The following is a 23,184-nucleotide window of genomic DNA, read 5'->3' as shown; positions in this document are numbered from 1 at the left end:
AAAAATAAAACTTCTCAATTTTTGGAGGTATTGACTATGTTACTCAATTTCATAGACAGAGTGGGAGAATTAAATCCCCAACTATTCCGAGAACTTAAAGGCAGATTCAAGCCTTTTAATATCCTGATAGCTATGGGTTCTTCTTTAATATTACAACTCATAGTTTTCCTCTTTCAACTACGAGAATTTCCCGATGAAAACTACTATATCAAAGCAACCTACTGTACTTTGGGAGCGGGCTATGAAAAGCAAGAGCAAGCACTTTATCAACAACAAAATGTACTTACTCAAAGAATAGAAAGTTATCGCCAAATTCCCCTCACAGATAATACCATTATCCCCCAGTTACAAGCTCAACTTCAACAAGTTCAAAATGAGCTATCCAGCCTCCAGCATTATTTATCTAAAAATATTTGTCCATTAGATAAAATAGATTGGCAATTGTGGTGGCGAGATCATTGGGAATACACATTTTTAGCATTTAGTGTAATTTTCATTTTTACACTATTAGTTGGGGGAACTTATTTACTAATTAGTGATTTAGCCAAAGAAGAACAACGGGGAACATTGAACTTTATTCGGCTTAGTCCCCAAACAGAAACAAGCCTCTTGACTGGAAAAATCATTGGAGTCCCTAGTTTAATTTATCTCTTTGTTCTCACCGCAATTCCTCTACATTTCTGGGCAGGACATTCTGCTCAAATTGCCTCAAGTCACATTTTCAGTTATTACGCTGTTCTAGTTGCTAGTTGCATTTTCTTCTACAGTGCAGCCCTAATTTTTGGTTTAATTAGTCGCTGGTTTAGCAGCTTTCAACCTTGGTTAGGTAGTGGTGCTGTACTTGTGTTCTTGTTTATGACAATGACAATGGTATCGTCTTATGGAGAATTCAATAATCCCCTAACTTGGATTAGATTCTTTAGTCCTTGGGATATTACCAATTATCTATTTCCTAATCTGTTTCGTTCATATAGAGACTCATCAATAGAGCAGCTACAATTCTTCTATTTACCAATAGGACAAAATTTAATTACCTTGGTTGGCTTTCAATTAGTTAATTACGGAATTTGCTCCTACGGCATTTGGCAAGCAATGAAACGCTGCTTTCGGAATGCAGATAGTACAATATTGAGTAAAGGACAAAGTTATTTATTTATAGCTTTTACTCAGGTCATGTTTTTAGGATTAACTATACCCGCAGTAGATGATAGATACGATGTAGGGATGATATTCCTGATTGCTTTATTCAATTTTACCTTAGTTCTAGCATTAACTATTGTACTTTCACCCCATCGTCAAACTATCCAAGATTGGGCAAGATATAGACACCAAAATCATCGAGATAAATCTTTATTACAAGATTTAGTTTTTGGTGAAAAAAGCCCGGCAATTGTTGCCATAGTAATTAATCTTTTAATTGCTACTACACCAATAATGATCTGGATTTTGTTCTCTCCTAACAATTTCTATGATGATAATATTGACAAAAATAAAGTCCTCTTAGCGATGGTTTTATCCTTCAGTTTAATGCTGATATATGCCACAATCGCTCAACTAATGCTACTCATGAAAAACCCCAAACGTTATATATGGGCAGTTGGGACTATAGGGGTAGCTATGTTTCTGCCATCAATTATTCTTTTAGTTGCGGATATTAATCCATCAGAAAATCCAGCTTTGTGGTTATTTTCTACCTTCCCTTGGGCTGCGATAGAACACGCAGGAACAACAACAATCTTCATGGCACTTTTAGCTGATTTTACAGTTGTAGCCTTGTTAAACTGGCAATTAAATCGAAAAATCAAAGTCTTAGGAGAATCTGCAACCAAAGCATTATTAGCAGGAAGATAACTGAATAATTTTCTAATTTATAACCGCCGATATCCGCGAACACATTGCGTTTATCTGCGGTTAATTTTTTCTATTACACCAACATAAAGATTTATTGGTATTACTGAAGTATAAAATTTCCCAACTCAATATCTCTTAATCTTTGCGCCTCTGCGTGAGGCTTATTCATATTTTTACTCAGCGAATCCGATTGATTTAACACTTGATGATATAATCGTACATTATTGCACAAGCCAATAACCAAATATTCAACTTCTCTAAGAAGTCGAGGATCTAAAACTTTCGTATCATTGAAATAATTTCCATAAATTCATGATTAAGGTGCTAAAACTACCCCAAAAATTAATGCTTCTTGGTTCAGGAGAACTAGGAAAAGAATTTGTAATTGCTGCTCAACGGTTAGGTAATTATGTCATTGCTGTTGATAGATATGCAAATGCTCCCGCTATGCAAGTTGCAGATTGTGCAGAAGTTATTTCTATGCTGAGTGCTGATGACTTAGAAGCAGTAGTAAATAAACATCAGCCTGATTTTATCATTCCCGAAATTGAAGCCATTAGAACCGAAAAGTTAGAAGAATTTGAACAAAGAGGAATTACAGTTATTCCTACAGCCGCGGCTACTAACTACACCATGAACCGCGACAGAATTAGAGAATTAGCACATCAAAAATTAGGAATTAGAACTGCTAAATATGGTTATGCAGTTACCTTAGCAGAATTAATTACTATTTCCGAGGAAATTGGTTTTCCCAATGTTGTTAAACCAGTTATGTCTTCTTCTGGGAAAGGACAATCTGTAGTTAATGATAGAACTGAAGTAGAAAAAGCTTGGAATTATGCAATTTCTAATTCTCGTGGTGATAGTCAAAAAGTAATTGTCGAAGAATTCATTAATTTTGAAATTGAAATTACTTTACTAACAATTAAACAATGGAACGCCCCCACAATTTTCTGTTCTCCCATTGGCCACCGTCAAGAAAGAGGTGATTATCAAGAATCTTGGCAACCAGCAGCTATTTCTGAAGATAAGATAGTAGCATCTCAAGAAATTGCTAAAAAAGTTACTGATGCTTTAGGTGGTGCGGGAATTTTTGGCGTAGAATTTTTCATTACTAAAGATGAAGTTATTTTTTCAGAACTATCTCCCAGACCTCATGATACAGGAATGGTAACATTAATTTCCCAGAATTTGAATGAATTTGAATTACATCTGCGGGCGATTTTAGGTTTACCAATTCCCCACATTGAACAGTTAGGATTTTCCGCAAGTGCAGTAATTTTAGCTTCAGAAAAATCTGATTCTATTAGTTTTACTGGTGTAGCTGAAGCTTTAGCCGCAAAAGATGTTGATATTAAGTTATTTGGTAAACCTACTGCTCATCCTTATCGTCGCATGGGTGTAGCTTTAGCCAAAGGTGGAGATATTCAAGAAGCTAGAGAAAAGGCTACAAAAGCAGCTAGTCAAGTGAAATTAGTAACTGGAGAGAATTAAAAATAAAGGTAAAATTATGAAAGAAGTAACTGCCAATTATGATGAATCTTGGAAAGAAGCATTAACGGAGTATTTTGAAAGCTTTTTGACATTCTTTTTTCCTGAAGTCCATCAATTAATTGATTGGACACAAACTCCTCAGTCCCTTGATAAAGAACTACAGGAGATTACGGCTTCATCAGAAACAGAAAAACGGATTGCTGACCAACTTTATAAAGTTTGGTTACTTGACAAACGAGAAGTTTGGATATTAATTCATGTGGAAATTCAAAGTCAATATGAAGTAGATTTTGGGCAACGAATGTACATTTATAATTATCGTTCCTTTGATCTGTATCACAAACCTGTAGTTAGTCTAGCAGTTTTAGGTGATGAAAGGAACAATTGGCGACCCAGTGCTTATGGTTATTCCCTGGGAGGGTGTGAAGTTAGTCTTAAATTTCCCATTGCTAAACTGCTTGACTATGAATCACGTTGGCAGGAATTAGAATCTAGTGACAATCCCTTTGCTATCATAGTAATGGCACATTTGAAAACTAAAGCAACCACTGGGAATTTATCAGAACGGGAGCAATGGAAATGGACATTAATTCGCGGACTATATGATAGAGGCTTAACTAAAGAACAAATTGTTACCCTCTTTAAAATCATTGATAAAATGATGACATTACCTGAGCAATTGCAGCAAAAGTTAGTGAATAAAATTAATAGTTTTGAGGAGGAAAGAAAAATGCCTTTTATCAGTCCTACAGAAGAATTGGCAATAGAACGCGGTAAGAAGATTGGGAAAGAAATTGGTAAAGAGATTGGTAAGGAAATTGGTGCTTTACAAAAGGCGCGTGATAGTGTCAAAACTGTTTTGCAAACTCGACTGGGTGAGGTTTCTTTAGATATTACTGCATCTTTAGCTCAGATTTCTAATCTATCTATTTTGGATGAAATGTTGAAATTGGCTGTAACAGTTAATTCTTTAGATGATTTTAAACAGGCTTTAGAATCGGCAACATATAAATAATTCACAGTTCTGTCGGCTAGAAATCGCGGCCATACAAACAAACTTCTAATAAAAATCAATACCTTGTTCAAACTGGAAAAAGCCTTGATTTGTAGGTTGGGTTGAAGCATGAAACCCAACAAATGCGTTGAGTTGCGCTGTCGCTTAACCCAACCTACAGAAAATGGACAAGGTGTTGAAAAATCAATAGTTTTACCTGTATAGACGCGGTTTCTAACTACCTTTTTAACTAATTATTAGCTACGCAATAGATTCAGACAATCGCTGCTCTATCCAAGAATTTAGGCTTTTACCTTCTTGTCTAGCTCGTATGGCAATTACTTGGTGTAATTGTGGGTTAATTCTCACCACAAATTTTCCTGAGAATGGTTTATATGGTTCTTCACCACGTTGTTTACAAAATTCTAAATAATCATCTACTGAATCTTCAAAGGCTTGTTTTAATTGCTCTACACTACTACCTTGAAATGTAATCACATCTCTAATATTAATAATTTCGCCGTGAAAAATTTTAGCTTCATCATCAAATTCTACTACTGACTGATAACCTTTATATTTCATCACTATTAAACCCCGCTTCTAATAGAAAAATTTATTCAAAAGGAAGCTCCCAATCTTCATATTTTATCAACTTCAGATATAATATATTAAGAAATATTTCACACAAAGGTAAGAAGATGCAAAGGGTGGTTTTGTCAAGGGGTTTACAGGTTAATTGGGTGAGTTTTTTTGCTGATTTCCTGTTAGCTGGGATGGTGTTTGGTCCCCCTATTGCTCCTTTTTTAGCTGCGTCTGGTGTGTTTGTGCTTCCGGGTATTGCGGACATTATTTACTTTATGGGTAATCATGTCTGTCCACAGCCTACTATGGGTTTAGAGTTAGCACCACCTTTTATTATGGCGGTGTGTATGCGCTGCTATGGAACAGTAACGGGTTTGTTGGTTACTCGGATTTTATATGGTTTAACTGATGGAAAAGGTATTTTTTGGTTAAATCAATATGGTTGGACTGGTGCGGCTTTTGCTAGTGTATTGATGATGGCTTATCCGTTGGAATTAGCAGCGCAAGTTTTCGGTTTATGGGATTTTAATAATTATATTGTTACTCCTTTTGGGTTGATTACTGGTTTGGCTTGGGGTTTATTTACTATGCCGATTTTGCATTTCCGCAAGTTATAAAGTCGGTTGGGTTAAAAAACCCAACACCAAAAATCAATTTACCCAAACTGTTAATTAAGTAAACGTAGACAAAATTGGACTTCTCCTTTTTGTTTTCCGTTCTGCAAAATATCCTCGCCTAACAGTTATTGATATTAGCCCAAAATCAACCCAGTTTGGGGAGGAATAGTTAAACCAAGATTGTTACTATTCCAAGCAATTTCTCCATTACCAAATAGAATTTGATCAGGTTGATTTTGTAAAAGTCTACAATCTACATTTACTGACATTGGTTCATTTCCTGCATTCACAGCAATAATTAATTCTTCATTTTCCAAAGTTCTTGCAAATACATAAACTGTGGCTTTAGCATAAAGAACTTGATAATTACCAATTCGCAAAGCTGGGTAATTGTGACGCAGAGAAATTAATTGTTTATGAGTATTGAGAATTGCTTGATTCCAGTCAGATTCTGTGGGAAAAACTCGCCGACAATCTGGATCTATTTCACCAGCTAAACCAACTTCATCACCATAATAAATGCTTGGTGGTCCGGGAAAAGTCAATAGTAATAATACACATAGTTCTACACTAGATTGATCACTATCAGCAATAGTAATGATTCTAGATGTATCGTGACTACCGAGTAAATTTAATTGAGTAAGTTGAATTTCCCAAGGATAAAGTGCTAAAAGGGCTTCAATTTTAGCAGCATATCCAGCCGCATCTATAGCTGGATAGGGATAATAATCTCGACATTGTACGTGCTTTAAGACGACGCGATCGCCTACTGCAAAGGCAATTGTGGCCTCATTAAATAAATAATTCATCACCCCATCAAATTGTGTGCCATCGAGCCATTGACGGGCATCTGACCACACCTCACCCACAATATAAGCATCTGAATTAATGGCTTTAACTCTTTGGCGAAATTCCTGCCAAAAACCAGGAGTTTTAATATCAAAAGGCACATCTAAACGCCAACCATCAATCCCAAATTTAATCCAATATTCAGCAATTTCCATCAGATATTCTTGGACATCTGGATTATCATGATTAAAAATTGGTAAAGATCGGACACCAGCCCATGCACCATAATTAGGTGGTAATTTATCGTCATAAGGTGACAGTGGCCAACCTTCAATTTTAAACCAATCTACCCAAGGGGAATTAGATCCATTTTCTAAAACATCATGAAAGAAGAAAAAGCCCCGACTAGAATGATTAAATACTCCATCTAGAACTATTTTCATATTTCTGGCGTGGGCTGCATCTAATAATTCTCGAAAAGCCTGATTACCTCCCAAAATTGGATCTACTTGATAATAATCATGGGTATGATAACGATGATTACTAGCAGATTGGAAGATTGGTGTAAAGTAAATAGCCGTAACTCCTAAACTTTGGATATAGTCTAATTTTTCTAAAACACCCCATAAATCACCACCTTTATAACCTTGTTGTGTGGGTGGACTATCCCACGCTTCCAAATTGGTATTATTTAAAAAACTCTGACGGGAGTGTTGACTTCTGGCAAATCTGTCGGGAAATATTTGATAAAAAACTGCGTGTTTAACCCAATCTGGTGTTTGAATTTGCATAACTTTAATTTTGATTAAATTTGAGAAGGTTAGCTTATGCCCAAATAGGACGAATTAAGGAATTTTAGAGACGTTTTTGATAATGTCTTTAATTTTCTCACTAGATGTCTATTTAGAGACGCATTTTTATTTGGTCGAGAACATAATACAAATGTTCTACAAATACTGCTGATTTACTAGTGCTATTAAGCACAAATCTTTCGATAATAAAATTCTTCCTCAAGATTCTTTGATCCCCCCTTATCAGCTGCTACATACAGTCCTAAACTGTAGATGAGAGTTGAAAGGCAGTCGGGAGAAATTCTGTGAAAAAAGTTTTAGCAATTATTCTGGGTGGGGGTGCGGGTACTCGGCTTTATCCGTTAACCAAACTCCGCGCCAAACCAGCAGTACCAGTGGCTGGGAAGTATCGCTTGATAGATATCCCTGTTAGCAACTGCATCAATTCAGAAATATTCAAAATCTACGTCCTTACTCAATTTAACTCAGCCTCTCTGAATCGTCACATCGCTCGTGCTTACAACTTCAGTGGGTTTAGTGATGGGTTTGTGGAAGTGTTAGCAGCACAACAAACTCCAGAAAACCCCAACTGGTTTCAAGGTACGGCTGATGCTGTGCGTCAGTATATCTGGATGTTACAAGATTGGGATGTAGACGAATTTTTGATTCTCTCAGGTGATCACCTGTACCGCATGGATTACCGTCAGTTTATCCAGCGTCACAGAGACACAAATGCTGATATTACACTTTCTGTAATTCCCATTGACGATCGCCGGGCTTCGGATTTCGGTTTGATGAAAATCAATGAATCGGGTAGGGTGATTGATTTTAGCGAAAAACCCAAAGGTGATGATCTAGCAAAAATGCGTGTTGATACTACCATTTTGGGATTGACAAAAGAACAAGCCGAATTACAGCCATATATCGCCTCTATGGGGATTTATGTCTTTAAAAAAGATGTTTTGATTAAGTTGTTGAAAGAATCTTTAGAACGGACTGATTTTGGCAAAGAAATTATTCCTGATGCAGCCAAGGATCACAACGTTCAAGCCTTCTTGTTTGATGACTACTGGGAAGACATTGGGACAATTGAATCTTTTTATGAAGCCAATTTAGCCCTGACTAAGCAACCCCTCCCTCCCTTTAGCTTCTACGATGAAGCAGCACCAATTTATACTCGCGCTCGTTATTTACCACCCTCGAAACTGCTGAATTGCCAAATCACAGAATCCATGATTGGCGACGGTTGTATTTTAAAAGATTGCCGCATTCAACATTCAGTTTTGGGAGTGCGATCGCGGATAGAATCTGGATGTGTGATTGAAGAATCTCTGCTGATGGGTGCTGACTATTATCAACCATCTGTTGAACGGCAATGTAGTTTAGAAGAGAATGATATCCCCGTCGGTATTGGTACAGACACCATTATTCGTCGTGCGATCGTTGATAAAAATGCCCGCATCGGTCACGATGTAAAAATTATCAATAAAGACAACATCCAAGAAGCAGAAAGAGAAAGTCAAGGCTTCTACATTCGTAGCGGCATTGTTGTTGTTCTCAAAAATGCTGTCATTGCTGACGGTACAATCATTTAATCAGTTGTCAGTTGTTCGTTGTCAGTTGTTCGTTGTTTCAATACCACTGACTACTGACCACTGACCACTGACCACTGACCACTGACCAATAACCAATGACTAAATTAATTTTGCTGATTGGTCTTCCTGGTAGCGGTAAATCAACTTTAGCAAAACAATTGTTAACAGAATGCCCCCAGATGCAACTAATTGCCACAGATGCCATCCGGGGGCAGCTTTTTGGTTCAGAAGCAATTCAAGGGTCTTGGCTGCTGATTTGGCAGGAACTGGAACGACAATTTCAACAAGCCATAACCGCAGATCAAGGAGTGATTTTCGATGCTACCAACGCCCAAAGAAGAAATCGCCGGGAAGTGATTAACCTAGCCCGTGATTGTGGCTTTAGTCAGATTACAGCGGTTTGGGTGAGAACTCCAATCTGGTTATGTTTAGCACGGAATCAAAGACGGATTCGCCAAGTTCCAGAGGACATAATTTTCCGAATGTCCCGCCAACTCCGGGATGCTCCCCCCAGCCTAGAAGAAGGGATAAATGACCTGATTTTCTACTCACCAGAGGAACAGTACGGGAATTGCGCTGGTACATTCAGCAAAAACCCCACTTGATGTTGAGGATTGTTTGTTAGTTTAGAATTAGAATCTTTATGCCTGGCATTAGACCAAGTAGACAGTAAATCTCATATAGCAGGGAACGGGTCACAGGAATGAAAATCATAAGGGGATCAGATTTTTATGATCACTGTATGTTTTCATCCCACTGATAAACGCTATATCTTAGAAAAAAACATAACTTAAATTTCTACAGGAGGCTGGTAGATGGCTGCAACCGACTTTAAAGACTATTATGCAATTTTAGGAATTAGTAAAACTGCCACTTCAGAAGAAATCAAACAAGCTTTTCGCAAACTAGCCCGCAAATATCATCCTGATGTTAACCCCAATAACAAACAGGCTGAAGCCAAGTTTAAAGAAGTTAATGAAGCCTATGAGGTTTTATTTGACCCAGATAAACGGAAAAAGTACGATCAATTTGGTCAATATTGGAAACAAGCTGGTCAAGGTTTCCCCTCCGGTGGTGTTGGTGCGGATATGGGTGGCGTTGACTTCGGTCAATACGGCAGTTTTAATGACTTCTTAACTGAATTATTTGGTGGTGCAGGACCACGCAGTGGACGACAAAGTTATTCTTATCGTACTTCCACTGGTAGACCAAGTAGCGGTTTTGGCGGTTTTAATGATTTTGGCTTTCAAGATGCTGGTGGAACACAAGATACAGAAGCTATCATTACTTTAACATTGGCAGAAGCTTTTTCTGGTGTGCAGAAACGGTTTAGTTTAGGAACTGAAACGATTGATGTGCGTATTCCTGCTGGTGCTAAAGCTGGAACTCGCTTAAGAGTGAAAGGAAAAGGGCAAATTAACCCCATGAGTCAACAACGGGGAGATTTATATTTAAAGGTGGAATTACAACCCCATTCTTTTTTCCAAATTGAAGGTGATCATCTCGTCTGTGAAGTGTTAATTACTCCTGATGAAGCGACGTTAGGTGCGGCTATTGATGTTCCCACTCCTGATGGTCATGTTAATGTTAAATTACCTGCGGGAGTCCGTTCCGGTCAATCTCTGCGGTTGCGTGGTAAAGGTTGGCCTATAGCTAAGGGTGGACGTGGTGATCAATTTGTGAAAGTAGCGATCGCACCTCCGAAAGACCTCAGCCCTCAAGAGAGAGAGTATTATGAAAAAATCCGGGCTATTCGTACCTACAATCCCCGCAGTCATTTGGAGCAAGTTAAGTTGTAATAGCAAAACTCTGTGGAGACGTTCCAGGGGAACGTCTTTACAGAATTAAAACTTTTCTAACAAATTCTCTATAGTGGCATTGTGATCTATGAAAGAAAACAAATGCCTATAGATTAATCTCCCATCTTTATCTAATACAAATTGTGCTGGTAATGGCGCTCCTAATGCTTGTCCAGTTTTATAAATACGAAATGTATGACAACTAGGATCACTCAATAATGGCATTTTTAAGCCTAAATCTTGAACGATTATTTGACTTTGCTTTTTATCGGTGCTAGTTATTAATAAAACTTCAATTCCCTGATTTTTAAATTGTTCATAGTTCTCATTTAAAGCTTTAATATGGGGATAACAAAATGGGCAATATTGCTTTTCGGTAAAAATCCTGGTAAAAGCCAGCAATACAGGTTGTTTACCTCGAAAATCAGATAATTTGATGACAGTATTATTAGTAATATTCGATAATTTAAAGTCCGGTGTTCCCACACCCAATCTAAAATTATCTAAAGCGGGTATGGGTAAAAAATTATGAAAAAATCGCTCATTAAATAAGCCGGTAAAATCAGTTGAAGTCAGCATAATTCCAGGAAATAGATAAAGGGGAATGAGGACGGGAAAAACCCGCCCTGAAAATTAAGCCAAATTAACCAAAATGTTTGATGATTGCGTCAGCAAACTCAGAACATTTCAATGGTTCTACAGGTGGTTCCATTAACCGTGCTAAGTCATAAGTAACTTGACCATTAGCGATCGCATCACCTAATCCCTTTTTAACTAAATCTGCGGCTTCTTGCCAACCCATAAACTCCAACATCATCACACCGGAAAGAATCACAGAACCGGGGTTAATTTTGTCTAAACCAGCGTGTTTTGGTGCTGTCCCATGAGTAGCTTCAAAAATCGCGCAGGAATCGCCAATATTTGCCCCTGGACCCATGCCTAAACCGCCAACGATAGCAGCAGCCGCATCAGATAAATAATCACCATTTAAGTTCATTGTCGCCAGAATAGAATACTCATCTGGACGAGTTTGGATTTGTTGAAAGATACTATCAGCAATGCGATCATTGACCATGATTTTCTCTTTCCATTTGCCATTTCCATGGCTTTCCCAAATTGTATTTAGAACTGTTTCTACTTCTTTGACAATTTGCGCCTTTTTCTCTGGTGTCAAAGAATCAAAACCAGGATCAATCTCATGGGCATTTTCTTCTAAGGAAATATTGGGGTTTTTCTCCTTATTACCCAAAATCCAAGATTCTCGTTCTGTCACAGTTTCTTGACGAAATTCCGTAGTGGCTAATTCATAACCCCAATCACGGAAAGCGCCTTCAGTGTATTTCATGATATTGCCTTTATGCACCAAGGTGACTTGTTGCTTATTTTTGGGCAATAACAAGGCGTGTTTGATAGCGCGACGCACAAGCCGCTGAGAACCGGTTTTGCTGATGGGTTTAATACCGATACCAGCATCGAGAGGAATTTGCTTTTTACCATGTTCTGGTGTAGCGGGTATCAATTCCTCATTGAGGAATTTTATCAGGCGATCGCCTATTTCACTTCCTTGCTTCCACTCAATCCCCAAATAAATATCTTCCGTATTTTCCCGATAAACAATCACATCCAGTTTTTCAGGAGTCTTGTGAGGAGAAGGTGTTCCAGCGTAATATCTACAAGGACGCACGCAGGTATAAAGGTCAAAAATTTGGCGTAATGCTACGTTCAAAGAACGAATTCCCCCACCGACGGGAGTAGTTAGGGGTCCTTTGATAGCTACGCCATATTCTTTAATAGCCGTTAATGTATCTTGAGGCAAATACTGATATGTACCATATAAATCACAGGCTTCATCACCAGCATAAACCCGAAACCAGCTAATTTTTCTTTTGCCTTTGTACGCTTTTGCGATCGCAGCATCAAGCACCTTTTCCGTCGCTGGCCAAATATCTATACCCGTACCATCACCCCGAATAAAAGGGATAATAGGATTTTCAGGAACAACCGGCTCACCATTTTTGAAGGTAATTTTTGCGCCGATAGTGGGAGGAGTAATCTTTTCGTACATATTTCACACATTCCAAATAGAAGAAGTTCAGGAGTCGTAGGGGCGCAGGGCCTGCGCCCTCAAATTACTCAAATTACTGCGCCCTCGAATGACTCAAATTACTGCACCCCTACAGTAGTTCATATACAGCAGATTGCAGATCAATGAGGTACAGAATCTAAATTGAAACCTATACACTGTAGGGGCGAAGCATTCGGGCGATAAATTATCAGTTTTTTCCCAAGTTTATTTTCCGAATGCTTCGCCCTTACACCAAATGCTTCCCTCCTAAGACTCCTGATTCCTGCTGTATAATTGAAGTAACTTTTGTATTCTGTAACTCCTGGATTTGTGAACTCCTTAGTCATGAGGCGCAGATCATCCCCTACTTTACCTGATAAAGTATTGTTGGCTGAGATTTCGCTAAAGCCACCGTGAGTCATTTTTTCAGTTACATACTCAAGAGGCTTGCAAATTTTCCCCAAGATTTGGAGTAAACTACTTTTCGCTATTTGTACTTCATTTTGTAGAATAACCGATAGCAATAGATAGTTTATTCACGCTCACGCTAACACGAGTAATGGCATGACAGACCCAATGATTGTATCAGGCACTACAAATGATCTCGACTCCCTTCGCCAAAAGTTAATCGCTGGGTCCGAAAAAGTCCAACAACAAATCATCCCGCAGTTAGCTGACTTGGGTAATGATGGGTTAGATATCTTGAAGGAATTTTTACTAAGCCGTCGTGACGCTCCAGCAACTTGGATTGATGGCAAAGTCTACCAAGTCATCTACAATACTGATGCACCGACAAGTCAAGAATTTCTCCAAACTAACTTCCCTGAAGGAATTGTACCTCTAAAATCGGACTGTGGGATCAGTTACAATTCTTTGCAAAAGCTACTTGCAGATCAAGATTTTCAAGCTGCCGATCTCTTGACAATTCAAAAGATGTGTGAAGCAGCCGGTTCTCAAGCAGTACAACGGAAATGGCTGTATTTCACAGAAGTAGAAAATTTACCAATTCAAGACTTACACACCATTAATCATCTCTGGGTAGTCCACTCAGAAGGTAAATTTGGCTTTTCAGTACAGCGCGAAATTTGGTTAGGTTTAAGTAAAAATTGGGTTAATCTCTGGCCAAAAATTGGCTGGAAAAGTGGTAATAACTGGACAAGATACCCCCATGAATTCACTTGGGATTTAAGCGCCCCTAGAGGTCATTTACCCTTGTCTAATCAATTGCGTGGTGTGCGGGTGATGTCTTCTTTATTGTGTCATCCAGCTTGGAATAAGTAGTTATATCCCCGACTTCTTTGAAGTCGAGGATCTGAAATTAACCAACTGCAAAACCTGTATATTGTCTCATTAAAGGCTCATGAAAAGCCAAAACAATATCCTCTTTTGGTACTCCCAATTTAACTAATTCATCTGCAATCCCAATTTCAGTTCCATCATGTTGTATCCAAATCTTGTCGTTTTTAATATCAAGATGCAAAAGACAACCATGCTGTCTGCGTCTGTTTTTCCAACCAACATACATTAACTGATAATGATTACCAACAGGATCAAAAATCAGTTGTTGTTCAATCTCGTCCTTAGTTGAACCTATTTGAGCATACTCTCTAATAACTTGTTGAACATAATTTTGATATTGCTTTAGTTTTTCCATTCTACAATTGCCTCCTCAATCGGATCATAAACAATGATTTTAAGTTGATAATGCTCGATAACTGTTTTGATAAATTGCAATTGAAAGAAAGCGTGATAAACTCCTAAAGGGACAGCCAAATATAAAACTCTTTCTGGTGCTTTATTTTCTAATGCGAAACGATAATTAAAAAACTGTCCAACGGCTGTATGAAATTGAGAAATATTCGATGTACCAGTAAAACTCTTAATTTCAACTGCTATTTTTTCTCCAGTTCTTTCAGCAGCTAGAATTTCCTCAGCCCCAAGATCAATATACATTTCTACATCACCAATTTCAATCCTCAAAGGATCATCTGTGATTACCCAACCCTCTTTTTCTAATCCTTTTCTAACAGCATCATGAAAAATATCTTTAGCTGGCATTCGTTTTAAATTTAGTATTTTTATTTATTATTATAATAAATTTTATCTCACCTTACAGAAATAAATCAGACTACTCGATAGTATAAAAAGCTGCTTATTTTTAAATTGAAATTCAGTATTGACATTCCAGATTCACTATGTCAGTGTATAAACAAGACAGTTAAACAACTGCAATCTTAAGTGAGACTCTAACCCCTAAGTGTCGGTAGTTGTCTCAGCGGTAGGATTCATTGTTGACAAGTCCCGGTTGTTGGGTACGATAAACACTTGCTTTAATGTTTTATTGCACCATTATTTAGTCCGTTACACCCAATTGTAATCAAACCTGCCACAAATATAGTGTCCAATTTGTTAAACAATTGATGTAATGCTAAAAATAAGGTGTATGAACTTTGGTAAGTGTTCATCGTACTCACCAACCGGGATTTATCAACAATGAATCCTAATACTGAGACTGAAACTGATTAACATGAGGAACTAAATGAGATGAAACTAATTTTTTAGTTTTTCTTTCATCTAGTTAAATTGCTATAGATGTGTGATTTGTTAAAGCTGTTAATTTCCACTAAACAAATTCAGGAATTAACAAAATGAAAGTTTCTATCTGTTGGGATTCTGAGAACGTTCATGCAACTTCTGATCTATCAACCAAATTGATAGAATTTGTTACATTAAAAAAAGATCGTGTAATCAGCCAAAGGATATACACTAATTCATCAGGAAGAAATTTTGCTAAATGGAGTTTAGCATCTGATTTTCAACAAATTGTGAAAATAGTAGATGTTGCTTTTCCCTTAAAAAATGCTGTAGATAATCAAATCAAATCTGATTTACTTGATGATATTTACAGCGATAATTCACCAGATGCATTTATCTTGGTTTCAGGAGATGGAGATTTCGTGAATTGTGTTAAAATGTTACGAGATCAAGGTAAATATGTGATAATCTTTGCCAGAGAAGGTAATGCTAAGAAAAGTCTAAAAGATGTGGCGGATGAATTTTACTTCATAGATGACTTACATAAATTTGTTGGAGAAAAAACCGAACCTCAAACCACAGTCATAAATTGTCAGATTAGTTATAATGAAGCTGTGGATTGTTTGATTGCAACTGTTGAAAATGCAATAAGACAAAATCAACCTACAGACTATAGCCATATTGGTAAATTGATGCGTAAACTATTTTCCAAATATCAAGGAGTTGCTTCAATATCTACACCAAATGGTAAAAAAATTAAAAGCTTTGGACAATTTGTGGATATGGCTGTCAAGGAAGGTAAAGTTAAAAAACAAAATCAGGAGTTGTTTTTAATTGAATTAAATCAAATAGCTGCCTAAAATCCACTCTGGACATTGGTTGTAAAAACTTTAAAATCCCAGTTTATGAAAATAACTGGTTTATGATAACCGCAAGATGCGGTTTTTTCATGTTTAAATAAAATTCATCTTACCAACAAAACTAAAAAATAAAATGCACAAACTTCTAACATTCCAAAACGAAAAACTCCTGCGTCAAGCATTAACCCACCGTTCTTATGTTAACGAAAACCCAGGAGAAGGGGAACATAACGAACGCTTAGAATTTTTAGGTGATGCTATCCTTAACTTCTTGAGTGGAGAATACCTTTATCGTCTTCACCCGAAAAAAGGAGAAGATGAATTAACTCGTCTTCGTTCCGCATTAGTAGAAGAAAAACAACTAGCAAAATTTGCCATTGAAGTAGGTTTAGATTTTAGAATGCGATTAGGACAAGGGGCAATTTTAGATGGAGGATATCACAATCCTAATTTACTTAGTAGCACCTTTGAAGCTGTAATTGGTGCTTATTATTTAGATAATAATTGTAATGTTGAACCACTGCGTCCCATAGTTAAAGAATTATTTGATTCTGCCTCAAAACATATTGTGGAAATTCGTTCAAATGTAGATTCAAAAAATCGCTTTCAAGAATGGGTACAAGCTCAAGGTAACACAACTCCTCCCAAATATGTTACAGAACAAGTTGACGGACCCTCTCACGCACCAGTATTTGTATCTAAGGTATTTGAAGTAGTTAATGGAATATCCGAATTGCACGGAACAGGTAAAGGACGCAATAAAAAAGAAGCAGAAAAAGCTGCTGCTGAAGATGCTTTAGCTAAATTGAAAAAACAGGGTTTATTAGATTGATAATTGTTGATTTTACTCAAAGCTGGAAAAATATATTTTGTATCTTTGAGCGAAATCAACTTTCTTTAATTTCCATTTGCAAAGGTAAAAATATATATGGAATGTGATTTTTAATTGCACTAAAAGATAGATTGTCAGCACTTTCTATCTGTTTATATTAACGAACAGCTATCACCCATTTAGCTATGATATTATCACTTTTATCAGCTAATACTTGGCTAAAATCCAGTTATTTAAATTTAGTAAATCTAATTATCTAGTATATGCCTATGGATAAAGATTTGCTCGTATGACAACTATAGCTTAAGAATTAATACTCAAAATCTAGGATACCCAAAAAATCTAGTAGTTAAGTAACAAATATTTATTCTCAATACTGATGTTATGACGAAACATCAATGTTAAGGTGCTATCATTAATTTCGAGTAAGTCAGCCTAGTCCAGTACATCACAATCAGCCGTACTGGAACGGAGGAACCAAATTGTGGGGCGTATTTTTGTCTTGATTTAGTTTAGTAATTTGAGGTTTGTAACTCAAAAAAATTCAAAATTGAGCAAAAAAGGGGATCTCTCAACCCTAGCCCGTCAGCTAACTTCGTAGGCACTGAGAGGAGACTGAAGAGACAGAATTTTGATTATATTCTGATCTCATCAGTGTCCAAGGTTGGTACTAGTTAATGTTTTCGTACCCACGCTTAACTCTGTTGAGGTGAAATAGATGATATTTCAATTAAATGTAGCTGCTGTCATTGCAGTTGCTGGACAAGCTGTTTGGAAAAAAACCAAACCTGTAATTTTTCAGGATACTTTCCTATACCCAGCATTGGGCTTTTTAGGAATTATTTTATTGTGGTGGGTGGTAGCACTTGCTAATCATGAATTAATGCCCACACCATTAGAAGCTTTAATTGCTAATTGGGAGTATATCTTACATCCATTTTATCAAAGAGGTCCAGGTGACTTAGGAATTGGCTGGTTATTATTAGCAAGTTTGTACAGGGTAATTTTAGGATTTGGTTTAGGTGTATTAGTAGCAGTTCCCTTGGGGTTTTGGATAGGAACATCTAGACCGGCAATGCTGGCTTTCAATCCCATTATTCAGATTTTGAAACCAGTATCACCCTTAGCTTGGTTGCCGATTTCTTTATCTCTGTTCAATTTGGCAGATCCTTCTGCTATTTTTGTAATTTTCATTACCTCTCTGTGGCCAACTATTATTAATACGGCATTGGGAGTTTCTAGTGTACCAAAAGATTATTTAGATGTAGCGCAAGTCTTGGAAATGCCAAGATGGCGACAAATTACCAAAATTATTTGGCCTGCCAGTTTGCCCTATATTTTTACAGGATTGCGAATTAGTTTAGGAATTGCTTGGTTAGTAATTGTGGCTGTAGAAATGCTCACAGGTGGTGTAGGAATCGGCTTTTTTGTCTGGGATGAATGGAGTCGTTTAAATCTCAGTTCTGTATTTTTGGCTGTAATTGTCATTGGTTTAACTGGCTTAGTTTTAGATTATGGTTTGGGCAAAATTCAAGAATTAGTTACCCACCGTCCAGGAAGTTTGAAGTAATACAATTTGTTGAAAAAAAACTGCAAGACGCAATTCGAGTTTGCGTCTGAGTCTGATCTGAATTAATGAATCATTGATACCAATTTGAAAAATGATGGCGATAGATGGAAAGCTGCACAGCTAATCCAGCAATTTTTGTACAATCCAATAATGGTATACAACCATGAGTGAAAATCATTGGAAACGCAGAGACTTTATTCAGGGAATCGGTTTAATGACTGCGGGTTTAGCTTTATCATCCTGTGGAATATCAAAAGATAAATCGGCTACAGGATTGACAGAAGCAGCATTAGCTGTAGAACCCTTAGTTAAACCTCAAGACTTAGAAAAACCCAATATTACCGTTGGTTATGTACCTGTAAATGATTGTGCGCCATTTGCGATCGCTTGGAAAAAAGGATTCTTCCGCAAATATGGCTTAAATGTCAAACTCAGCCGTGAAGCTAGTTGGGGAAACTCCCGCGACGGTTTAATTTTCGGTCGTCTTGATGCTGCACCCGTCGTTTCTGGTGCTGTCACCAACGCCAGAATTGGCGCAGAAGGGGCGCGTCATGCCCCCTTATGTGCAGCGATGACCTTACACCGTCATGGTAACGCCATGACCATGAACAAAGAAATGTGGGACTTTGGAATACGTCCTTGGTTTGAATACCAGCAAAAATACGGTGATGGGGCTTTAGCAGCCTTTGGAAAGGACTTTCGGGGCTATTTTGATACACAATCCCCAGACAAGAAAGTTTGGGCTGTCGTCCTCAGTTCCGCTATTTATGAATACTTTGTTCGCTATATATCTGCTGCGGCGGGAATAGATCCTCTGAAGGAATTTCGGGTGATTATTGTTTCTCCACCGCAAATGGTGACAAACATGAGAATTGGCGCAATGCAAGCTTACATGGTTGCCGAACCATGGAACACCAGAGCAATTACAGGTAATGAAGGTATCGGTTTTACCTTCGCCCAAGGTAAGGAAATTTGGCAAGGACACCCAGACAGACTACTAGGAGTAATGGAATCTTTTATCGTCAATTATCCCAAAACTTACCGTTCTTTGGTGAAAGCAATGATAGAAGCTTGTCAATATTGTGGCAAACCAGAAAATCATCAAGAAGTAGCCGAATTACTCACAGAACGCTCATTTACTGGGGCAAAACCCAAAAATTCAGGTGTTCCTATGACTAAGTTTACTGGACCGGGAATTATTGGCAATTATAACTATGGTGGTTTTGATGGTAAAAACAGGACTATCAAAGCTGAAGACACGACAATTTTCTCGGAAATTCCTAATAATGTTCCTCATGAAAAAGCAGAAGATTCTACATTTTTATGGCGTTCTCAAAGCATTTGGTTAATGACTCAAGCTGTCCGTTGGGGACAAATCAAGGAAATGCCTAAAAATGCAGACCAAATAGCGGCAAAAGGTTGGAGAACAGATTTATATCGAGAGATAGCCGCAGAAATGGGTATTCAATGTCCCCAGGAAGATTATAAAGTTGAACCTCCAGAAGTGTTTATAGATAAAAAAGGATTTGATCCTAGTGATCCCGTAGGATATCTTAATAGTTTTGCCATCCGAGCTAATGCTCCTAGTCGCTTCTTTATGTCTTAAATAAATCCAAGCAAATAGTTAACAATATCCAGGAGAAATGATCATGAAATATACAGTTTCACCATACCGCAATTATACAGAAACTATGCCCCGTCATGGATTTTTGGAAATAGAAAATTTGGTCAAGTCTTATCCCACACCAGACAAAGGTGAGTATGTTGCTTTAGATGGTGTTAATCTAACAATTGGTGAAGATGAATATATTTCTGTAATAGGTCATTCTGGTTGTGGTAAATCAACATTACTGAAGATTATCGGTGGGTTTCAAACAGCCACATCTGGATCAGTTCGTTTAGATGGCATAGAGATCCGTAAACCAGGTGCAGATAGGATGATGGTATTTCAAAATTATTCTCTCTTACCTTGGTTAACTGTGCGCGAAAATATTCGGTTAGCTGTAGATGAAGTGTTAAAAAAAGCTAATCGTGCCGAAAGAATTAGCATTGTCAATGAACACTTAGCAATGGTAAATTTAATAGCAGCAGCAGATAAATATCCTGATGAAATTTCTGGAGGAATGAAACAAAGAGTTGGTATTGCTAGAGCTTTAGCAATTCGTCCGAAAATGTTATTAATGGATGAACCTTTTGGGGCTTTGGATGCCTTGACTCGCGGTAAATTGCAACGTCAAGTATTAGATATTTGGGAAAATCATCGTCAAGCGGTAATGATGATTACTCATGATGTAGACGAAGCAATTTATATGTCCGATCGCATTGTTTTGATGACTAATGGACCATCTGCAAAGATAGGAAAAATTTTAAAAGTTCCCTTTCAGCGTCCTAGAGATAGAATAGCAATGCGTAATTCCAAAGAATATTTTGAACTCCGCAACCAGGCTCTAAATTTTCTCGACGAAAATTTTACAGTAGATGAATAATATTACAGCAGGAGTCTGTAGAGACGTTCCGGCAGAACGTCTCTAGTTGATAATTGATTTTTGATTTAATATTCCCTTATAATTGGGTAAATTAAATACAACTAATCAATTTCATAATGGCAAAAGTTCTACTCGAAAATATCAAGCGTAAATTCAACAACGTCACCGCTATTGAAGATATTAGCTTGGAAATTCCCGATGGTGAGTTTTGGGTTTTAGTTGGTCCGTCTGGTTGCGGTAAATCAACGATTTTGCGAACTATAGCTGGTTTAGAAACTGCGACATCTGGTAATTTGTATATAGGCGATCGCCTGGTTAATGATGTTCCTGCACGACAACGCGATATAGCCATGGTATTTCAAAACTATGCCCTATATCCACACATGACGGTAGCCGAGAATATCGCTTTTGGGTTACAAATGCGTCAGGTTGCTCCGAAAACTATTAAAGAACGAGTATTAACGGTAGCGCGATCGCTTTCTCTAGAACATCTTTTAGACAGAAAACCCAAACAGCTTTCAGGAGGACAACAACAACGAGTAGCATTAGGAAGAGCGATCGCTCGTCAAGCTCAATTATTTTTACTTGATGAACCTTTATCTAATTTAGATGCCCAATTACGAGATGATACCAGAGCCGAATTAAAACAGCTACATCAACAACTAGGAATTACGACAATTTACGTCACCCATGATCAAGTTGAAGCCATGACTTTAGCTGATAAAATTGTCGTCCTTAATCAAGGGAGAATTCAACAAATTGGTGATCCTCAAAGTATTTATGCTTTACCTGCTAATGAAATGGTAGCCAGTTTTTTAGGTAATCCACCAATGAATATTCTTCCCGCTATCTATCATGGTGATAATTTTAATATTAGTGGGCAGATATTAGCAATTCCTCCCGATTTACAAGAAAAATTGCATTTAAACTCAGGCGAAAGTTATAATTTAGGTATTCGTCCTGAACACTTTCATCTTAATCAAGAGCAAAAAGAGGAAAATTCAGAAGGATTATTTGCAGATGTGAAAGTGGTTGAACCATTAGGAAGAGAAACTTTAATTCGTGCCAGTTTACCTGGTTGTTCCTGGTTTTTGAATGTGCAGATTGGTGGCAATATCCGTTTGCATCCTGGAGAAAAATTGAACTTACAATTAGACCTAAATCAGTTATTTGTATTTAACTGTCAAACTGGTGCAAGAATTTTTCCAGCTTAATTACCAGATACAACTTTAAATCCCGTAGCTTTCAAAATCTCGTTATCATCTTTTCTGACTCTCAAAGTTGGAGAAGCATTTCCTTCTTCAGTAATCGGTTGTTCTAAAATGTAAACATAATCTCCATTTACCCAACCTGTAACACATTTACCATCTCGACAGGAAATTTTACCACCTGTCAATTTGAGACATTTACCATTAGCATCACATCCTTGATAACTCACATTTCCTGTACCATTAACCCCATTCCAAGAATCTGTATTACCGAGTGTAATCGTCCATTCCCCATTACTTAAAGTTTGTGAATTACTACTTTCAGATTGTTTGCGGGAATCTTCATTGACAACTTCCATTTTAGTAATAATGGATTCTTGGCGAGTTTTACCACAAGGTTCTATACTTTCACAATCACTAACTGATTCTATTTCATAAACAGCACGTATTTTTTTATTGAGGAATTTTTTTTCCTCCTCACAAATTTCAAAAGTCGCGCCAACATTATGTTCAATTCCTTTTTCATCTACCAGAGTAACGTAACATAGCAAATCACCATTCACTAACTCCTTAACTATCCCTACTTTTGGTTGTTTATCGGCATTTTTCGTAGTAGTATTATTGTTGTTTACCGTACTAGCTAGATTTTCGCGGACAGGCTTTTGAGGATCTTCTTGATTATTTTCCTCTTCCTGAGTTGCGGTTGCTGGAGAAGATTCTGTTTGACTTTGTTTGACAGTATTACTCGCATCTATATCACTTGATGCGCTACCACAACTTACTATTGATATACAGGTAATAATTAAAGAAACTGTGGAAATTAATTTTTTCATGATCAGTTAGTATTAAGACTTATTATTAATTACAACATATTTAACTTGATTTACAAGTATCTTCATTTTTTGTAACTGTATTTTTAAGTAATTGGACAGAATTAATTAAGTAGAACGGACTAAATAATTCCCGGTTTGTAGTGAGGACTTTAGTCCTTATTTAAGGGCTTCAGCCCTTACTACCAAAGCATCTCAATATTTTTTACATTACTTAATCTAAGTTGATTTATTTTGGTCTAGTTACTGACACAACTGATTTTTCTGTTCCCTCTCTCAACGAGTG

21 protein-coding genes and 1 riboswitch are annotated in these 23,184 nt (G+C 37.3%); of the genes, 14 read left to right on the top strand and 7 right to left on the bottom strand.

Annotation, left to right across the window (positions count from 1 at the left end; genetic code table 11):
- Positions 1-36: 36 nt before the first annotated feature.
- The 3 genes from FJR04_RS02455 (at position 37) to FJR04_RS02445 (ending at position 4,360) form a co-directional block, all read left to right on the top strand.
- Entirely contained in the window at positions 37-1,851 is a 1,815-nt protein-coding gene (locus FJR04_RS02455) for an ABC transporter permease (protein WP_168491478.1), read from the top strand.
- 312 nt (positions 1,852-2,163) lie between these two features.
- Positions 2,164-3,345, top strand: coding sequence for a formate-dependent phosphoribosylglycinamide formyltransferase (gene purT / locus FJR04_RS02450; protein WP_168491477.1), 1,182 nt, complete (start codon positions 2,164-2,166; stop codon positions 3,343-3,345).
- A gap of 16 nt (positions 3,346-3,361) precedes the next feature.
- Complete coding sequence (locus tag FJR04_RS02445; protein WP_168491474.1) at positions 3,362-4,360, top strand: hypothetical protein; 999 nt, start codon at positions 3,362-3,364, stop codon at positions 4,358-4,360.
- Positions 4,361-4,600: 240 nt separating this feature from the next.
- Here FJR04_RS02445 and FJR04_RS02440 read toward each other — a convergent pair whose 3' ends face one another.
- Positions 4,601-4,921, bottom strand: coding sequence for a type II toxin-antitoxin system HicB family antitoxin (locus FJR04_RS02440; protein WP_168491662.1), 321 nt, complete (start codon positions 4,919-4,921; stop codon positions 4,601-4,603).
- A 116-nt stretch (positions 4,922-5,037) separates the two neighbouring features.
- Here FJR04_RS02440 and FJR04_RS02435 point away from each other — a divergent pair, with 116 nt between their 5' ends.
- The gene (locus tag FJR04_RS02435) at positions 5,038-5,538 is read left to right on the top strand and encodes a DUF2085 domain-containing protein (RefSeq protein ID WP_168491472.1); all 501 of its coding nucleotides are present in this window, start codon (positions 5,038-5,040) and stop codon (positions 5,536-5,538) included.
- A gap of 134 nt (positions 5,539-5,672) precedes the next feature.
- On the opposite strand, the gene FJR04_RS02430 is transcribed toward FJR04_RS02435, so the two are convergent.
- Complete coding sequence (locus tag FJR04_RS02430) at positions 5,673-7,118, bottom strand: glycoside hydrolase family 13 protein (RefSeq protein WP_168491470.1); 1,446 nt, start codon at positions 7,116-7,118, stop codon at positions 5,673-5,675.
- A gap of 305 nt (positions 7,119-7,423) precedes the next feature.
- Here FJR04_RS02430 and FJR04_RS02425 point away from each other — a divergent pair, with 305 nt between their 5' ends.
- The 3 genes from FJR04_RS02425 (at position 7,424) to FJR04_RS02415 (ending at position 10,512) form a co-directional block, all read left to right on the top strand.
- Positions 7,424-8,713 carry a glucose-1-phosphate adenylyltransferase gene (locus FJR04_RS02425; RefSeq protein ID WP_168491468.1) on the top strand — a complete coding sequence of 430 codons (1,290 nt, stop codon included), beginning with the start codon at positions 7,424-7,426 and terminating at the stop codon, positions 8,711-8,713.
- A gap of 95 nt (positions 8,714-8,808) precedes the next feature.
- Entirely contained in the window at positions 8,809-9,318 is a 510-nt protein-coding gene (locus tag FJR04_RS02420; protein WP_168491466.1) for an AAA family ATPase, read from the top strand.
- 210 nt (positions 9,319-9,528) lie between these two features.
- The gene (locus FJR04_RS02415; RefSeq protein ID WP_168491465.1) at positions 9,529-10,512 is read left to right on the top strand and encodes a DnaJ C-terminal domain-containing protein; all 984 of its coding nucleotides are present in this window, start codon (positions 9,529-9,531) and stop codon (positions 10,510-10,512) included.
- Between the two features lie 45 nt (positions 10,513-10,557).
- Here FJR04_RS02415 and FJR04_RS02410 read toward each other — a convergent pair whose 3' ends face one another.
- Positions 10,558-11,091, bottom strand: coding sequence for a peroxiredoxin (locus FJR04_RS02410; protein ID WP_168491463.1), 534 nt, complete (start codon positions 11,089-11,091; stop codon positions 10,558-10,560).
- A gap of 64 nt (positions 11,092-11,155) precedes the next feature.
- The gene (locus tag FJR04_RS02405; protein ID WP_168491461.1) at positions 11,156-12,577 is read right to left on the bottom strand and encodes an NADP-dependent isocitrate dehydrogenase; all 1,422 of its coding nucleotides are present in this window, start codon (positions 12,575-12,577) and stop codon (positions 11,156-11,158) included.
- A 564-nt stretch (positions 12,578-13,141) separates the two neighbouring features.
- Here FJR04_RS02405 and FJR04_RS02400 point away from each other — a divergent pair.
- On the top strand, positions 13,142-13,858 hold the full coding sequence (locus FJR04_RS02400) for a GUN4 domain-containing protein (RefSeq protein WP_168491459.1): 717 nt from the start codon (positions 13,142-13,144) through the stop codon (positions 13,856-13,858).
- A 37-nt stretch (positions 13,859-13,895) separates the two neighbouring features.
- Here the strand turns inward: FJR04_RS02400 and FJR04_RS02395 are convergent, their stop codons facing one another.
- Positions 13,896-14,231, bottom strand: a complete 336-nt coding sequence (locus FJR04_RS02395; RefSeq protein ID WP_168491457.1) for a XisI protein — start codon at positions 14,229-14,231, stop codon at positions 13,896-13,898.
- Entirely contained in the window at positions 14,219-14,635 is a 417-nt protein-coding gene (locus tag FJR04_RS02390; protein WP_168491455.1) for a XisH family protein, read from the bottom strand. Before FJR04_RS02390 ends, FJR04_RS02395 begins: the two co-directional genes overlap by 13 nt.
- A 590-nt stretch (positions 14,636-15,225) precedes the next feature.
- On the opposite strand from FJR04_RS02390, the gene FJR04_RS02385 reads away from it, so the two are divergent.
- From FJR04_RS02385 to FJR04_RS02360, 6 genes are all read left to right on the top strand, one after another.
- Positions 15,226-15,972, top strand: a complete 747-nt coding sequence (locus FJR04_RS02385; RefSeq protein WP_168491453.1) for an NYN domain-containing protein — start codon at positions 15,226-15,228, stop codon at positions 15,970-15,972.
- Between the two features lie 133 nt (positions 15,973-16,105).
- Positions 16,106-16,804, top strand: coding sequence for a ribonuclease III (rnc, locus tag FJR04_RS02380; RefSeq protein ID WP_168491451.1), 699 nt, complete (start codon positions 16,106-16,108; stop codon positions 16,802-16,804).
- Positions 16,805-17,226: 422 nt separating this feature from the next.
- A riboswitch (cyclic di-AMP (ydaO/yuaA leader) is annotated at positions 17,227-17,423 on the top strand.
- 99 nt (positions 17,424-17,522) lie between these two features.
- Positions 17,523-18,374, top strand: coding sequence for a nitrate ABC transporter permease (gene ntrB / locus FJR04_RS02375; RefSeq protein ID WP_168491449.1), 852 nt, complete (start codon positions 17,523-17,525; stop codon positions 18,372-18,374).
- Positions 18,375-18,537: 163 nt separating this feature from the next.
- Positions 18,538-19,980 (top strand): ABC transporter substrate-binding protein, encoded by a 1,443-nt coding sequence (locus FJR04_RS02370; protein WP_168491447.1) that lies wholly within the window; start codon positions 18,538-18,540, stop codon positions 19,978-19,980.
- A 43-nt stretch (positions 19,981-20,023) separates the two neighbouring features.
- Positions 20,024-20,860: an ABC transporter ATP-binding protein gene (locus FJR04_RS02365; protein ID WP_168491445.1), complete on the top strand. Its 837-nt coding sequence runs from the start codon at positions 20,024-20,026 to the stop codon at positions 20,858-20,860.
- Positions 20,861-20,976: 116 nt separating this feature from the next.
- Positions 20,977-22,074, top strand: a complete 1,098-nt coding sequence (locus FJR04_RS02360; RefSeq protein WP_168491443.1) for an ABC transporter ATP-binding protein — start codon at positions 20,977-20,979, stop codon at positions 22,072-22,074.
- On the opposite strand, the gene FJR04_RS02355 is transcribed toward FJR04_RS02360, so the two are convergent.
- Positions 22,071-22,901 (bottom strand): hypothetical protein, encoded by an 831-nt coding sequence (locus FJR04_RS02355; RefSeq protein ID WP_168491441.1) that lies wholly within the window; start codon positions 22,899-22,901, stop codon positions 22,071-22,073. The two genes, FJR04_RS02360 and FJR04_RS02355, sit on opposite strands and share 4 nt — an antisense overlap.
- Positions 22,902-23,184 lie beyond the last annotated feature (283 nt).

Source organism: Anabaena sp. UHCC 0204 (assembly GCF_009711975.1).
Taxonomy (GTDB): Bacteria; Cyanobacteriota; Cyanobacteriia; order Cyanobacteriales; family Nostocaceae; genus Dolichospermum.
This window is presented reverse-complemented; position numbering and strand designations above follow the sequence as displayed.

What these genes read in the sequence shown, in the direction of transcription:
- FJR04_RS02455 (WP_168491478.1), top strand. Translation starts at nt 37, where the DNA reads ATGTTACTCAATTTCATAGACAGAGTGGGAGAATTAAATCCCCAACTA.
- purT (WP_168491477.1), top strand. Translation starts at nt 2,164, where the DNA reads ATGATTAAGGTGCTAAAACTACCCCAAAAATTAATGCTTCTTGGTTCA.
- FJR04_RS02445 (WP_168491474.1), top strand. Translation starts at nt 3,362, where the DNA reads ATGAAAGAAGTAACTGCCAATTATGATGAATCTTGGAAAGAAGCATTA.
- FJR04_RS02440 (WP_168491662.1), bottom strand. Translation starts at nt 4,921, where the DNA reads ATGAAATATAAAGGTTATCAGTCAGTAGTAGAATTTGATGATGAAGCT.
- FJR04_RS02435 (WP_168491472.1), top strand. Translation starts at nt 5,038, where the DNA reads ATGCAAAGGGTGGTTTTGTCAAGGGGTTTACAGGTTAATTGGGTGAGT.
- FJR04_RS02430 (WP_168491470.1), bottom strand. Translation starts at nt 7,118, where the DNA reads ATGCAAATTCAAACACCAGATTGGGTTAAACACGCAGTTTTTTATCAA.
- FJR04_RS02420 (WP_168491466.1), top strand. Translation starts at nt 8,809, where the DNA reads ATGACTAAATTAATTTTGCTGATTGGTCTTCCTGGTAGCGGTAAATCA.
- FJR04_RS02415 (WP_168491465.1), top strand. Translation starts at nt 9,529, where the DNA reads ATGGCTGCAACCGACTTTAAAGACTATTATGCAATTTTAGGAATTAGT.
- FJR04_RS02410 (WP_168491463.1), bottom strand. Translation starts at nt 11,091, where the DNA reads ATGCTGACTTCAACTGATTTTACCGGCTTATTTAATGAGCGATTTTTT.
- FJR04_RS02405 (WP_168491461.1), bottom strand. Translation starts at nt 12,577, where the DNA reads ATGTACGAAAAGATTACTCCTCCCACTATCGGCGCAAAAATTACCTTC.
- FJR04_RS02400 (WP_168491459.1), top strand. Translation starts at nt 13,142, where the DNA reads ATGACAGACCCAATGATTGTATCAGGCACTACAAATGATCTCGACTCC.
- FJR04_RS02395 (WP_168491457.1), bottom strand. Translation starts at nt 14,231, where the DNA reads ATGGAAAAACTAAAGCAATATCAAAATTATGTTCAACAAGTTATTAGA.
- FJR04_RS02390 (WP_168491455.1), bottom strand. Translation starts at nt 14,635, where the DNA reads ATGCCAGCTAAAGATATTTTTCATGATGCTGTTAGAAAAGGATTAGAA.
- FJR04_RS02385 (WP_168491453.1), top strand. Translation starts at nt 15,226, where the DNA reads ATGAAAGTTTCTATCTGTTGGGATTCTGAGAACGTTCATGCAACTTCT.
- rnc (WP_168491451.1), top strand. Translation starts at nt 16,106, where the DNA reads ATGCACAAACTTCTAACATTCCAAAACGAAAAACTCCTGCGTCAAGCA.
- ntrB (WP_168491449.1), top strand. Translation starts at nt 17,523, where the DNA reads ATGATATTTCAATTAAATGTAGCTGCTGTCATTGCAGTTGCTGGACAA.
- FJR04_RS02370 (WP_168491447.1), top strand. Translation starts at nt 18,538, where the DNA reads ATGAGTGAAAATCATTGGAAACGCAGAGACTTTATTCAGGGAATCGGT.
- FJR04_RS02365 (WP_168491445.1), top strand. Translation starts at nt 20,024, where the DNA reads ATGAAATATACAGTTTCACCATACCGCAATTATACAGAAACTATGCCC.
- FJR04_RS02360 (WP_168491443.1), top strand. Translation starts at nt 20,977, where the DNA reads ATGGCAAAAGTTCTACTCGAAAATATCAAGCGTAAATTCAACAACGTC.
- FJR04_RS02355 (WP_168491441.1), bottom strand. Translation starts at nt 22,901, where the DNA reads ATGAAAAAATTAATTTCCACAGTTTCTTTAATTATTACCTGTATATCA.